Source organism: Stenotrophomonas maltophilia (assembly GCF_039555535.1).
GTDB classification, from domain to species: domain Bacteria; phylum Pseudomonadota; class Gammaproteobacteria; order Xanthomonadales; family Xanthomonadaceae; genus Stenotrophomonas; species Stenotrophomonas maltophilia_Q.
Genome location: NZ_CP154630.1, coordinates 126,627 through 142,315, shown reverse-complemented (window position 1 = coordinate 142,315; position 15,689 = coordinate 126,627). Strand labels below are relative to the sequence as shown.

The 15,689-nt window shown below is 66.1% G+C and carries 1 protein-coding gene; it reads right to left on the bottom strand.

Going from position 1 to position 15,689, the window contains the following annotated elements; translation table 11 throughout:
* Positions 1-6: 6 nt before the first annotated feature.
* Complete coding sequence (locus AASM09_RS00525; protein WP_343368691.1) at positions 7-15,591, bottom strand: hemagglutinin repeat-containing protein; 15,585 nt, start codon at positions 15,589-15,591, stop codon at positions 7-9.
* Positions 15,592-15,689: the final 98 nt, after the last annotated feature.

Sequence of the window (15,689 nt, the reverse complement as noted above, 5' to 3'; positions counted from 1 at the left end):
TTCAACTCAACTCCTCGTCAACCACTTGTTGACCTGACTTCCCACGATAACCGCTTCTGCCTTCATCCTCTCCAGCGTTCTTGTGACTGCAGAGTTGTACGCTGCCGTGCCAGGCTTCAAGCCACTGGTCGCTCTGTCAAGATTATCATATACGTACTGATGGTATGCCTCAGGGTGCGGCCCACGATGGCCCTTGACTGCAACCAGATTCTCTACAGACTTGTTTATATCAAGCCCTGCGCCTTCGAAGAACCGCATGTACTCTTTGGTCCACGCGACCTTTCCATTGGCCCCCACAAGACATTTATTGGTGCAAATATGATGCTTGGGAGCAGACTCGAAATCGACGGGAGCGGGGACCGATGAACGCGCACCATCCAAGGTGACGTAACCCCCACTATTGTCTTTGAAGATCGGCTTGCCTTCATCCGTATATCTCCCGGTCGAGGTGTAGGTTCCTCCTCGCGGACCAGTAACGCTGGCCGTGCCATCGGCGTTCTTGACCAGCGTGTAACCGTTGGGAACATTGAACTCTGGCGAAGGCAGTGCCAACGGCTTGTTCACAGGCGCCGGGACGTCTGCCGGCTGTCGCGGGGGGACCAGATCGGGTGCCACCGGCTTTGCAGCGGCGCCTGACTCCAACGCCGCCAGTTTCCTGGCCTTCGCGGCCGCCCGCATCGCGGTGACATCACCCAGGCTGATCACAGCCAATGCGACGTCCAGCCCAATGTCCCCCTTGGTGAATCCGTTTGCGGCCACATCGGCCAGGTTCCATTTCTGGTTCAGGCCCAGCTCGTAGGTCGCCGCATCCCAGCCGTTCCCGAAGTAGCCTGAAATGGACGACCAGGCGCCGGCGCCCTTTTCCTTCATGACACCCCAGCCGCCAATTTCACCGATGCGCTGGAAGTCGTTCAAGGCCTGCTTGGTGCTCTCAATGGACATGTAGATGGCATTCATCTTCGCCATGTCCATGACCATTCCACCCGCGTTGGTCACCACGCCTGCTCCCGAGCCCGCCTTGTCGAACAGCAGATTCAGTGCCGCGTTGGCCGCCGCCTCCTGTGTCTTCCCATTCAACGCGAGCATGCCGGCGGTGAATGGATCGCAGCGCCCTGCCGCTGCACAGGTGATCTTGTAACGGGCATCCAGGGAAGACGTATGCGTCAGCAGATCGGAGGCGAGCTGGCCACCATTGCCCTTCGTCAGTGCCGCCTGGGCCAGATCAAGGCCATTGTCGTTGATCCATCGCAGATAGGTGGAATCATTCTGGGTAAGTGACCAATAGGCGTCACCCAGTTTCGACTGCTCTGCGCGGCAGGCAGGCGAATCGGCAGCCGCGGTACATGCTGCAATCAGTGCCGTATTGCGCGCATCCGACAGCGCTGCCAGCTCCTTCTGTTCGCCGCAACGCTCCCCGCTCTTCATGCAGCTAAGCATGGCGTCCAGGAACTGCATGCGCTCTGCATGATTCAGGTAGTTGTTCTCGACGGAGTTCTTGGCGATGGTGGCTCCCAACGCCGCACCCATGGCTCCGTCTCCACCAATCCCACCAGCCATCGCGCCGACCGCCTGGCCCAATGCCTTGATCTGCTGTTCCTGCTCCGGAGTCAGCTGCCCGCCATTCTGCCGCGCGTAGTAGTCACCCAGGAATTTGGCTGCCAGTTCACCACCTCCTGCAGCAGCGGCTCCGGTACCCGCCGAACCCCCATTCGCCTCCGCAAGCAGCGCGCCAAGAAGCGCGTGCGAGAGCATCTGCATCGCCTCACTTGGGACGGCGCTCTGCTTGTTTGGATCGAATGTCTTTCCAATCAGCTCAGCGGCGTAGGGCGCGAGTGTGTTCGGGATGACCTGACCACCTGCCTGCCCTGCCACGCCGCCGACCAGCGCGGTGGAGACCGCGTTGAGCGCACGGCCGTAGGTACCGTCGGGTGCCCACTTCTGCTGCGTGACCAGTGCATCAGGGTAGGAGCTGTCAAATCCGGCAAGGGCGGCGTACTGGTCCTTGGAACTGAGGTTGGCAAACGCCTCCTTCTCTGCGGCGCTCTTCCCTTCCAGGTAGGCATCAGTGATCTTGTTGATCCCGTAGCTGCCAATGTCCGATGCGATCTGCTTGCTGGTGGCCAGTACCGTGCCTGCTGCATTCGCCATCGCCTGCTGATCGGCCAGCATCTTGTTGGCATCCGGCATTGCCTCCAGCGCGCGGTGTGCCGCAGCTGCATCGGTATTGACACCAAGTTCGGCCGCTGTGGTCTTCCTGCCGCCGATGGTGATATTACCCTCGGTCAGTGTTGCACGCGTGCTTGAACTGTCGCTGCCACTTTCATGCATCGGCAGTCCACCGCCGAACCCGACACCATCCACGCCGCCGAACGTTCCGGATTTGATGCTGCTGCCGATACCCTGCAGCTGCTCAACCGCTCCCACACTCTTGTCCGTCGGGCCCTTGCCACTGCTGCCGAAGCCACCGCTGATGCTGCCCGACGTGGCCTTGTAGTCCATATGGTTCTGCAGGTCGGTAAACGTCAGCGAATCCGCAGTCAGCTCGCTGTTTCCCGCATTGGTGCTGGCGATCGCGCCGCCCACCAGATTCACGTGGCCAGCATCCACGTGATAACCACCATTGCCGGCAAACAGGCCGCTCTGCTGGCCAACGCCCTGATAGCTACCGTTGGCCTTGCCTCCGCTGGCGTAGCCGTCGGCGTTCCACGCGGTGCCGAACGAGACCTGCACGCGGCCGCCCACCTGGCTGTTCTTGGACATGCTCTCGGCGACGTCCTGCAGCGATTCGATGGTCAGCGTGCCCCCCGTCTTGACGTCGATGCGGTCGGCGGTGGCGGTCGCGCCGCGAAGGGTGGTATCGCCCTCGGCCTTCATCGAGATGTTCTTGCCGGTCAGCGTGGTGTTCTGCCAGGTGCTGCTCTCGGCATTGGACTTGCTGCTGCCCACACTCGCTTCGGCGTAGACATACACACCGGTCTGCGCACCCACCGCAACGCCCACGCCGACTTCGGCGCCGGCATTGCTGCTCTTGCTACGGTCGGCCACATGCGCCTTGCCGGCTTCCAGCAGGATGTCACCGGCCGAATCCAGACTGAGCGTGTTGCCCGCGCTCAGGTTGCCCTGCACCACGTGGATGTCGCCCTGGGTGCTGGTCAGGTTGACGTTGCCGCCGCCCTGGATGGTAGAGCCACGCGAGACCTGGCTGCTGCCGTCGGCACTGCTGCTGGAGGTCTTGAAGCCAACGCCGGCCTCGGCACTGATCAGTGCCCCGCCTCCGCCCTTGCCGGCCATGCTGGAGATGGCACTGGCGGCCTGATAGGCATTGGCACCAGCAGCAAGCCCCTGCATCTTCTGCAGGCGGTCGTCGGACTTGCGGGCGGCGTCGACGTTGTTGAGCAGATCGATCAACGGCGATTTCACCCGCGCGAAGGCGCCGATCTTCAGGTCCTTGTCGCTCTGCGAGTAGTGACCGCTTTCGTCAGCGGTCAGCAGCTCGATCTCAGCGGCAGTGATGTTCACGTCCTTGGCCGCCACCACATTGCTGGCGCTCTGCGTGTACTTGCCACCGGCGGTGAGGTTGACGTTGCCGCCGAGACTGCCAATGGTGCTGGCCACTTGAGAGACCTGCGCGCTGTCATCGCGATGCTGCTCGCGATGCCAGCCGGAGAACTTCTCGGTATCGGAGATCTGCACAGTGCCGATCGCCTTGCTGTCCGAGCGGTTGGCATTGCTGACCGTGTCCTGCCCACTACGGATCGTCAGGTCGCCCGCAGCGCGGATGCTGACGTCCTTTTCCGCAGCGATGTTGGCGGCGGTCAGGCTGATATCGCCCTCGGTGGTGGCCATGCGTACACCGCCACCCACCGACAGCTGTGTGCCGGTGATGGTATCGCTCTGGCCGGCGCCCTCGCTGCGCGAATTGTTGGTGCCAAACGGCAGACCGGCGGAGTTGGTGGCGATACCCCAACCCTTGCCCCGGCTGTCGCTGTCACTGCGCTCGGTGTTGTGCGCGACATCGAACACGATGTCCTTGGTGGCCAGCAGGACAGCATTGCCCTCGGCCGTCATCTGCGCACCCTGGCTGGTGATCGAGCCGCCATTGGCGATCAGCGAGAGATTGCCGCCAGCATTGAGGTTGCTGACCCGGGCGTCACTGGTGGAGTGGCTCTGGTTGCTGTTCGAGCGCTGGCTGCCGGCCGTGATCGCCGGCAGCACGGCCGCCGACACGCCGGCCGCTACGCCTTCAGCGGTACGCGTGATCCGGCCCATCATCGTGCCACTGTCGGCCATGCCTTCGGTGGCGTTGTCGCGTGCAGTGCGGTACGCCTTGGCCGGGTCGTAGGTGACGCCCACCGAGAACCCGCTGGACTTGCTCGACTGGCTGGCCTGGGTATCCACCGTATCCTGGCGGGCAATCAGGTTGATGTCCTTGCCGACCAGGGTCAGGTCCTTGCCTGCGGCCACGTCGGACGCGGCGATCGTCAGCTGGTTGCCGGCGTTGATCAGCACGCTGCCTTCGCGCGAGGCGATGGCGGAGCCGACCTGGGTGGTCGACTGCTCGGCAGAACTGCTGCTGTTCTTCGAGCTGCCGTAGCCGATCGAAGCGGTTCCATTGGAGAAGCCACCGGTGAAGCCGGACTTCTTCCTGGTCTCGCTGGACTCACTGCTGTGATGGTCTTCCGCAGAAGTGATCAGCACATTGTTGCCCGCACCGAGGACCACTGTGCCGGTGGCATCAACCACCGCGCCTACGGCGGTCAGATCGCGGCCAGCGGTGACGCTCACGCTCTCGCCCATCAGGCCGGTGCCAATGGCGTAGCTGTCGCTGCTCTCGGCGTGGCGGGTGGTGGTGGTGCTCGACAGGGTTTTCTTTTTCTTGTCGTAGCTGTCCAGGCTGAAGTCATGCGTTTCGTTGGCCGAAAGCAGGTTGACGTCGCGACCGGCCGCCACACTCAGCGTGCCATCCGAGCTGGCAACCTGGGTGGCAGTCAGGTTGATATCGCGGTTCGCTCTCAGCACTACATTGTCGCCAGCCTGCAACTGGCTGCCACGCACGGTCTCATCACTCTGGCTGATCTGCAGCGAGCTGCGCTTGCCACCTGCATTGAAGTCGCTGCTGCGGCTGTCCACCAGCGCCTGGCTGTTGATATCGCCACCGGCCTGCAGGGCCATGCCGCCATCGGCCTTGATGCGGGTTGCAGCCAGTTTGATGTCCTTGCCCGCCGCCAGCACCACATCGCCAGCGCCCTCAATCGACGTCACCGCATGCGTGGTCTGGCTGTTGCTGGTGTGGTTGCGGCTGTCGTGGTTCAGCGCACTGCTCTGGCCCAACGTCTGCGCACCCAGGTCCAGGTTGCCACCGGCAACCAGCTGGGTGATGCCGTGGCTGCCGGCATTGCGGATCTCTGCAGCCTTGAGGCCGATGTCACCGCCGGCCACCACCGACAGCACGCCATCGCCACCGGGGTTGGTGACATACAGGCCCGCCACGCGATCCAGCGTTGTCTTCTGCTGCGACAGGCGGTCGCCCTGATCCTTCCATTCCGTGGTGGTCGAGGCCACGGTGATGTTGCCGCCGGCCTTCAACGCCAGCGCATCGGTAGCCTTGACGGTACTGCCGATGATGTCGATGTCCTGCCGCGCCGACAGGCCCACCTGGGCACCGCTGATCTGGCCGCCGGACAGGTTGCGGATGTTGCCGGCATCGATGCTGACCAGCTGCCGGCCGGCAATCGTGCCGCTGTTGACCAGGTCACCGCGCAGTTTGACGTCCACCTCCGCGCCGGCCAGCAATGCGCCATCGTTGCCAAGGTCGCCCGGCAGCACCCGCAGGTAGACCTGCGGGACCAACGCGCGAACCACCGAGCCATCGGCCAGGGTGACGTCCTTTTCCACCAGCCAGACGATGTCGCTGGTCAGGCGTGCCATCTGCTCGGCGGTGAGCGCTACGCCGGGGCGCAGGCCCCATTCGCTCGCCACCGTGGCACCGGCCTCGAGCAGCGCGCGGTACTGGTCCTCGTCGCTGGCATGGCCGGTAAGGAAGCGGCGGCCGGTGAGTTCGCCGATCTGCTCGCGCACCAGCTTCTGCTCGTAGAAACCGTCGCCCAGGCGCTTCTGCGTCTGCGAGGGATCGAAGCCTGCGCGCTGCAGCAGGTAATCCGAGCTGAGCCAATCGCGATAGCTGGCAAAGCGCGGGTCGGTTTCCACGATGTGGTTGCCACGGTTGGCGTCCACATTGAACAGGCTGGCGGTGGGTGCACTGGCATTCGGGCTGGTGGTGATCACCACGCGCGGATCAGCACCGGTTGTCGTCGTGGCCTGCTTGCCATCCACTGCGGCATTGCCACCACTGCCGGCATGCTCTCCGGCGCGCACCGCCGCCGGGCCGTTGGCATTGGCCTGCCCGGCCTGGGCGGCATTGATGTCCTGCGCCGTGCCAGCACCCGCCCCGGCGTTGCCGGCCTGGCTCGGGCCCTGGGCACCCGCCGCGTCCGCGCGCACGCCGTCGGTCTGGGCGACCGCCTGCTGATGGCCACCGTTGGCGCCCTGCGCCGCGCCAGCGGTGCCCGGCCCCTGTGCGTCCACGCTGCCGGCACCCTGGCCTGTGCTCTGGCCGGGCCCCTGCACGCTGCCCGCGCCGGGGCCGACCGCACCTGCACCGCGGCCGTTGGTATCCAGCTGCGCGGTGCCCTTGCCACCACCGGCGTTGGGGTTGCTGCCCCCGTTGTTGTCGTTGCGCAGGTTGCCGACATCGATGGTGAGCTTGCCACCGGCGGTTATCGACGAACCCAGCGCGCCGGTCTTCTCGGTGATCGGTGCCGCCTTCCAGCGGCTGGAGGAGCCACCGTAGGTGATGGACTGGTTGTCGAAGGTGCTGGTACGGGTCAGCTGCTCGGCAGCATTGATCACCTCGGACTGATCGCGGTTCAGGCCGACGATGGCCAGGTCGCGACCCGCGGCGATGTTGGCGAAACGGTTCTCCAGCCGATCGGTGCTGATCCGCATGCTGCCGCCCGCGTTGATCACGGCGTTGTTTCCTGCCGAAACCACCACGTCTTCCACGGTGGTGCGGGTGGCAATGCGGGTCTTCTCGTTGCCGCTGGTCTCCTGCGGGTGACGCTGCATGTTGATCAGCGTCGCGTCCGGATTGTCATAGTCCGGATAGGTGATGATCTGCACGCAGGTCGTGGTGCAGGTGCCGTAGGCGTTGTTGTACCGAAGGGTATCGGTCACGTACTCGATCGGCGGCGACCCCGGACCACGGGTGGACAGATCGCGGAAGGGATCTTCCGCGCCTGCGCCAAGCTGATCGGGATTGTTGCGGTTGTCGGCGCGGCTGACGTAATAGATCGTGACCGTGCCGTCCTGCACGCTCAGGCGCTCACGTGACGCGCGTGCGCCATGCACGCCACCGCGGGCGAACGCATAGGCGCTGGTGTTGCTGGACAGCCGGATCACCGCCTTGCGGATCTGCTGGCCATCCGGAGTGACATAGGGGGTGTCTTCGAGGATGTCCGCCGGGTTGAGGTAGTAGATCTCATACGGCTGGTAATTCGAGGTAGCGCGGAAATCCCGGTTGTTGTTGTTGGCGTTCTTGAACCAGCCGGGTTGTTCCAGCCGCACCGGTGCATGCACGGTGGTGACCTTCTCCACGACCACGTTCTCGCGGATGTTGTTCACCGCCAGCGCGGACAGGTCCAGGTTGCCGCTGACCTCGATGGTGGAGCCGATGTTGTCCACCTTCTGGGCGCTGCCTACCGCGCCCAGGCCGTTCAGGGCACCGCCGATGGCAGCGTCGCCATCGCTGAAGATCAGGCTCTTGCCGCTGTTGGTCAGCGTGCCGACGCCGAGGTCCAGGCGCTGGCGCGCGGCGATGGTACCTGCACGGTCCACGCCGCCGATGTTGGCTGCCAGGTTGTTGAGCGAACTTGCCTGGATGGCGACGCGGTCACCGTAGATGCGGCCGCTGCCGATGTTGTCGACGGTCGCGGCGGTAATATGGGTGACGTTGCCGTCCAGCAGGCCGTAGTTGACCAGTGCGCCGCCCGCTGCAAGGCGGGTCAGGCCGATGCTGCTGATCTCGCCGGTGGAGGCGTTGGTGATGTTGCCCGCATTGATGTTGACGTTGGCGCCGGCCAGCTTGCCGGTGTTGTCCAGGTTGCCCTGGATGGACAGGCTCAGCGTGCCGTTGGCCACCATCTCGCCACGGTTGGTGTGGCTCTGGCCCAGCTCCAGAGTCATGTCACCCTGCGACATCAGCCGGCCATCACCAATGATCTCGCGGGTGCGGAGGGTCTGCTGCCTGCCGGCCACCAGGGTGCCGCCGCTGTTGACCAGGGTATCGGCGCGGACATCGGAGCCCAGCGCCGCCGACACCAGGCCATCGCTGTTGTCCAGGCGCTGGTTCACCTGCAGTACGAGGTTGTCGGCAATCACCTGGCCGTTCTGGTTGTCCAGGTTGCTGGTGGTCACCTGCAGGGTCTTGCCCTGCAACCCCAGTGCAGGACCATTGCCCGGGCTGAGCGTATTGCGGTTGTCGACATGGCCGGCCTGCAGGTCGAGGCGGCCGGTCGCGGCCACCAGGCCGCCACTGTTGAGCAGCGCGCCCTGCAAGCTGATGTCGGCATTGCCACCGGCGGTCACGCTGCCACCGGTGTTGGCCAGCTGCTGCGCGCGCAGCAGCAGGTCGGCCGCACTCACCAGCGAGCCGCCGCCACTGTTGTCGATGTTGATGGCCTGCACGTCGGCACCGGCCTTGGCGGACACCGCGCCACCACGGTTGTCCAGATCGCCGCTGCGGATCTGCAGCGTGCCACTGCTGACAATGCCGTTGCCGTTGGAACCGGCATTGATCAGCCGCTGTCCGGCGGTGTTGATGCTGAGGGCTGCCGCCGACTGCAGCAGGCCGCCTGTGTTGTCCAGGGCACCGCTGCGCAGCTCTGCGTTTCCGGAAAGACTGGCAATGATGCCGCTGCGGTTGTCCAGCGCCTGGCCGCGGGTATCCAGCTGCAGGTCGTTGGCGATGATCCGGCCACTGTTGTTGTTCAGGCCGCTGGCCGAGACCTGCAGGTGCTTGCCGGCCTGGACCAGGCCGCCCTGGTTGCGCAGCGCATCGGCGCTGGTCAGCTGCATGTCCTGACCAGCAGCCACGGTGCCACTATCGTTGTTGATGGACTGTGCCTCGGCCAGCAGTGCGCCTCCGGCAGACAGGGTGCCCTTGTCGCTGTTGTCGAGCAGGCCGTCGACGCGCACGGTCAATGCGCTGCTGCCATCGCTGTGCACGATGCCGCCGCGATTGTCGAACGCGCCTGCGGTGAGGGTGGCGTCTCCTGTGGTCAGGATGCGGCCACCGCGATTCTCCAGCGCGTGGGTGATCGCCAGGGTGCTGATACCGCCGCCGGCAGCCTGGATCGTGCCCCGGTTGTTGAGCAGCTGCGCGCTGCGCAGATCCAGCGTGCCATTGCCGGCAAGCGTGCCACCGCTGTTGTCCAGCCTGTCGCGCGCGGACACCTTCAATGCATCGCTGCCAGAGGCGATGATCGAACCGCCCGCGTTGAGCAGCGTGCCTGTATCCACGGCGATGCGGGTAGCCGACAGCGTGCCGTCACGCAGGTCGGTGGTTTCGCCGGTCAACTGCAGGGCGCCATTGCTGAGCAGCTTGCCGCCCTGGCCATTCAAGGTGTGTGTGTTGATGGCCAGCATGCCGGTGCCAGCCTGCTGCACGGTGCCGCCGGCATTGCCGAACACTGCACTGGTCAGTGTCAGGTCACCATTGCTGGCGATCAGGCCGTTGCCGCCATTGTCCAGTGACGTGGTGGCCTGCACGGTGCTGGCCTGCGTGCCCGTCGCCAGCAGCTTGCCGTTCTGGTTGTCGAAGCGGTCGGCGTTGAGGGCGAAGTGATCGGCAGTGAGGGTGGCGCCGCGATGGTCCACGGTCACCGCATCCAGCTGCAATCCGCCTGCCGTGGCGATGCTGCCGCCGGCGCCGTCCAGCTGGGTGGCCTGTAAGGTCAATACGCCCTTCCCTGCATGGACGATGCTGCCCGCGGCATTGACCAGCTGCCCGGCATCGACACGCAGGTTGCCGGCATTGCTGGCGAGGGTGCCGCCGCCGTTGTTGAAACGGCCGGTGACGGTGATCCGGCTGTCGGACGTACCTGCCGAGCTCAAGGTACCGCCCGCATTCGACAGCGAACCGGCGCTGATCTGCTGCGCACCGTTGGCAGCGATGGTGCCGCCGTCATTGCCCAGCGCGCCGCGTACCTGCAGCGACATCGCCTGGTTGCCGGTAGCGTTCAGCGTACCCGCCGTGTTGTCCAGCTGGCCGGCCTCGATGCTGACCTGCTGCGCGGCCGTGGTGCCCGCACTGAGATCGATGGTCTCGCCCTTCAGTTGCAGCTCGCCATTGCTGACGATGCGGCCGGCATGACCCTGCAGCGTGTCGGCATCGATCTGCAACAGGCTGTCGCCCGCCTGCTCGATGCTGCCGGTGCGATTGTCCAGCGAAGCCGCTGCCAGCTGCATGCCCGCGCCGCTGGCAATCACGCCCTTGTTGCTGTTGTCGAGCAGGCCATCGGCCTTTGCCACCAGGCGTGCTGCGCTGTGCAGCGTGCCGCCCTGGTTGTCGATGCTGCCTGAGGTGATGCCGAGCCCACCGTTGGCCAGAATGCGGCCGCCACGGTTGTTGAGGTCCTGGCCGATGCTCAGCTGGCTCGCTGCGGTGCCGGCGGACTGCAGCGTACCGCCAGCATTGACCAGCACGGCGCTGCGCAGGTCCAGCCCACCGTTGCTGGATACGGTGCCGCCGCTGTTGTCGATGCGTTCGCGCGCGCTCAGCCGCAGCATGTCGCCGCCGGTCGCGGTCAGCGTGCCGCCGGCGGTGATCAGGGTGCCGGTATCCACCTCGATCCGCTTGGCCGAGGTGACACCCGCCCGCAGGTCGGTGGTGGTGCCCTTGAGCAGCAGGCTGCCATTGCTGACCAGCGTGCCGCCCGTACCGTTGAGCGTTCCAGCATTGATCGACAGCACGCCTTCGCCAGCGTGCTGCACGGTACCGCCGGCATTGCCGAACACCGCCGCCTGGATGCCCAGGTCGCCATTGCTGGCCAGCAGGCCCCCCCCGCCGTTGTCCAGGCTGCCGACCACGTCGATCCGGCTGCCCTCCGCACCCGTCGCCATGACCTTGCCGGCCCGGTTGTCGAAGGACTGTGCGTCCAGCGCGATGCGCTCGGCCTGCAGGGTGGCGCCGCGATGGTCCACGCTGCCCGCCTGCAGGGTGATGGCGCCCGCGCTGGCGATGGTGCCGCCCTGGCCATCCAGTTGCCCGGTGCGCAGCAGCAGGCCCTGGCTGCCGGCATGGCTGAGCGTGCCCTTGACGTTGGCCATGCTGCCGGCGTCGATCTTCAGCGCCGCACCATTGCTGGCCAGCACGCCGTTGCTGTTGTCGAACAGGCCATCCACGTGCAGCTCGGTGGAAGCGCTGCCTGCCGAACTGAGCGTGCCGCCGCGGTTGGAAAGCTCGCCGGCTTGAATGTTCTGGGCACCGTTGCTGGCGATGGTGCCAGCGTCGTTGGCCAAGCGACCGCTGATCTGCATCGCCAGCGTTCCACTGCCCGTAGCGCGCAGCGCACCCGCACTGTTGTCCAGGCTGCCGGCCACGATGTCGAGCTGCTCGGCCGCCACGGTACCGCCGCGCAGGTCCAACGACCCGCCCTGCAGATCCAGCGCGCGGGCAGTACCGATGCTCCCGCCCTGGCCCGACAGTGTTTCCGCCTCGATGTGCAGGTTGCCGTTGGCAGAGATCGAGCCGCTGCGGTTCTCCAGCTGTGCAGCCCGGATCGCAGAGGCCGCTTCACCGGCCGCAATCAGCTTGCCATGGTCGTTGACAAAGCGCCCTGCGCGTACGTCGATGGCGCCATTGCTGCCCAGCGTTCCGCCGGTATTGTCGAGCAGGCTGCGGGCCTGCAGCTGAAGGGGCTGGGCGCCCAGCGCGCTCAACTGACCACCTGCCGTGATCACGCTGTCACCATCGATGCTGATGCGTTGCGCCGTCGTGGTGCCCTCGCGCAGATCGAGGCTGTCGCCCTGCAGGTCCAGCGAACCATTGCTGAGCAGGGTGCCGCCGGCACCGGTCAGGTCCTGCGTGGTGATGGCCAGGCTGCCGGAACCGGCCTGCTGCACGGTTCCCCCGGCATTGCCGAAGGTGCGCGCGTGGATATCCAGGTTGCCGTTGCTGGCGAGGGTGCCGCCATTGCCGTTGTCCAGCGTGCCCTGCACGCGCAGCGTATTGCTGCCGGTGCCAGTGGCGACGATGCGTCCGCCCCGGTTGTTCCACCCGGCTGCCGTGATGTCCAGTTGCGTGGCGGTCAGCGACGCGCCCTGGTGATCGACTTCGGCCGCGTTGAGCTGCAGTGCGCCGGCGGTGGCGATCTGTCCCTTCGCGCCGTCCAGGCGCCCGGTGTCGATGACCAGGCCGGCGGTACCTGCATGGCTGAGCGTGCCACCTGCGTTCATCAGGGCGCCGCTCTGCAGCTGCAGGTTGCCCGCATTGCTGGCAATGCTGCCGCCGCTGTTGTCGAGCGTGCCGTCGACCCGGATCTGCGACGCCGCGGTACCGGCCGAGTTGAGCGCGCCGCCGCGGTTGGACAGCGCGCCCGCGTGGATCTGCTGGGCGCCGTTGGCACTGATGCTGCCGCCGTCGTTGCGCAGCAGGCCCTGCACCTGCAGCTGCATCGCATTTTCGCCCAGTGACAGCAGGCTGCCGCCACTGATGTCCAGCCCGGCAGCATCGATCTTCACGTCACGGGCGCGGGTGCTGCCCTTCTGCAGGTCCAGCTGCTGCCCGCTCAACTGCAGCTGACCGTTGCTGGCAATGCTGCCACCGGTCCCCTGCACCGAGGTCGCGTTGATCTTCAGCGTGCCGGTGCCGGCGTGGTCGATGCTGCCGCCCTCGTTCAGCAGGCCATCGGCCGTGATGTCCAGGTCGCCATTGCCGGACAGCAGGCCGCGCTGGTTCTGCAGCCGCTGGCTGGCATGGATGCGGCTGGTGCCGGTGCCTGCGGCGATCAGCTTGCCGCCATCGTTGATGACGGTGCCGCCGTTGATGTCCAGCGCACCATTGGCACCCACGGTGCCGCCGCTGTTGTCCAGGGTGCGCGCGACCTGCAGGCGCAATGCATCACTGCCCGTCGAGGTCAGCGTGCCGCCCGCGGTGGTCAGGTCGCCGGCACGCACATCGATGCGCTGTGCAGCGGTGGTGCCATTGCGCAGGTTGAGGGTATCGCCGTGCAGCTGCAGGGTACCGTTGCTGAGGACGGTGCCGCCCTGGCCCTGCAGGTTGGCGGTGGTGATGCGCAGGTTGCCGGTACCCGCCTGCTGCACGGTACCTGCGGCATTGCCAAAGGATGCTGCGTCGATCTGCAGGTCGGCATTGCTGGCCAGCAGGCCACCGTCGCTGTTGTCCAGATGATTGCGCACGCTGAGCGTACTGGCCTGCTGGCCGGTGGACAGCACGCGGCCACCACGGTTGTCGAAATCCCGTGCCGTCAGCTCGAGCTGGCGGGCGACCAGCTGCGCGCCGCGGTGGTCGGCACGACCCAGCAGCAGGTCTGCCGCGCCTGCGGTAGCGATGCTGCCCTGTACACCCTCCAGTACCTCCGCTCGCAGCAGTAGCCCTTCGCTGCCGGCGTGGTTGATGTTGCCCTTCGTGTTGACCAGGGTGCCGATGTCCAGACCCAGGCGCGTGGCATTGCTGGAGATGCTGCCCTCGCCGTTGTCGAGCTGACCGATCGTCCAGGTCGTCGCCGCGCTGCCACCGTGGGCAAGGCTGCCGCCACGATTGATCGCCGACTGCGCCTTCAACTCGAAGCCACGGGCGAAGGTCATGCGGCCGGCGCTGTTGTCCAGCTGCTGCACCTGCGCGCTGGCCGCACCCTGGACCTGCAGGGTGCCGCGCATGTTGCGCAGCGCCTGTCCCTGGACCTGCAGGGTGCCGCGCATGTTGCGCAGCGCCTGTCCCTGTACCTGCAGGGTACTGGCGCCCAGCGTACCGTCGCTGTTGTCGAGGCTGTTGCGGGCGCTGAGCTGCAGGTCACCGCTGGCTTCAATGCGGCCACCGTCGTTGCTCAGGGTTCCGGCGATGTTGAGCATGCCGGTTGCCAGGGGCGGGAGCGGCGTGACCGGCGGGGTGCCGGTGCCCGGAGAGCCGGTGCCCGGGGTACCCGTGCCGGGCGCGCCGGTGCCCGGATTGCCCGTACCCGGCGTCCCGGTTCCGGGCGTACCGGTGCCAGGCGGGGTACCGGTGCCGGTACCCGGCGAGACGCTGGCCACGTTGCCGATGCGGCCCTGCAGATTGCTGACATCGGCCGCCTGCAGCTGCAGCGCCTGCGTTCCGAGCTGTTCAATGCTGCCGCCACGATTGCGCAGCGCATCGGCGTTCACTTCGATGCGGCGCGCATTGAGCGTGCCACCACTATTGTCGACGTCTACCGGGGTCTGCACGCGCAGCTCGCGCTCGGCACTGAGCGTGCCGGCATTGGCAATCCCGCCGCTGGCGTCGATGCGGGTGTCCTGCTGCGCATGCATCGCGCCGACATTCTCCAGCCGGCCATCGGCGGTGACCACCAGTTCACCGGCCTGCGCGCCGATCTTGCCGGCGTTGCGCACGCCCACGCCGTGTTCGTTGCCGACCAGCCAGATCCGATTGGCGTACATGCCGCCCAGTGCGCCCACGTCCAGCGCGAAGACGGGCGCCGCAGAAGCCGGCTTCTGCGCCTGGACACTGCTGTGGTCGGCACTGACCACGTTGCTTCCCAGGCTGGCCTGCAGCTGGTTGGCCCAGATGCCGGCGTTGACCTGCAACGAACGGGTGATGATGTCGGTGTAGTCGGCGCGACTGGTATCCAGGCCTGCACCACCGACTCCGATGCTGCCGCCTTCCACGCGATACCCGTCCAGCACGCCATTGGTGACGATCGGCGTGCCGGTGGTGAGGGTCACCCGGCTGGCGTTGAGGAAGCCTGCGCCATTGACCTGGATGCCGGCCGGGTTGGCGATGACCACCTGCGCCCGCGCACCCGCGACCTCCACGTAGCCATTGAGGTGGCTGGGGTTGCTGCTGTTGACCTCGTTGAGGATGACACGCGCGGTACCGGTGGCCAGCCACGGATTGCCCTGCACCCAGCCACCCAGCTGGGTCTGCACGTCGCCGCGCGAGTTGTTGAGGATGACACCCTGCTGGCCGACGTCGAACTGCTGGTAGGTGTTGCGCGACACACCGCCGGCGCTGGGCGTGGTGATGTTCACCTGCGGCGTGCCGTTGGCCGAGGTGATCACCGTCGGGCGCTGGTTTGCCGGTGCGCCGGGGTCGGCGGCAATACGGCCGGGATCGGCCGGCGCCTGCTGCGCGGACAGCGGCTGCACCAATCCCACCCAGCCCAGCACCAGCCAGAGCGCGAAACTGATCGGCCGCAGGGTGCCGACGGTATTGCCGCCGCGGTGGTCTACCCCGCCGTGTGCAGCGTTGACCAGCTCGGAGGCGACCTGCATGACGCCGAGCGTACGGTTGAAGACCAGACGGTAGACTTTGTTCACGGCGCTGATTCCTTTCGGTGCTGTTGGGTTGTATGCGCAGCAGGCTGCGGCATCGTGTTGGCCGCGCAGGGGACTGCGCAGGCCGGTCATGTGCAGGC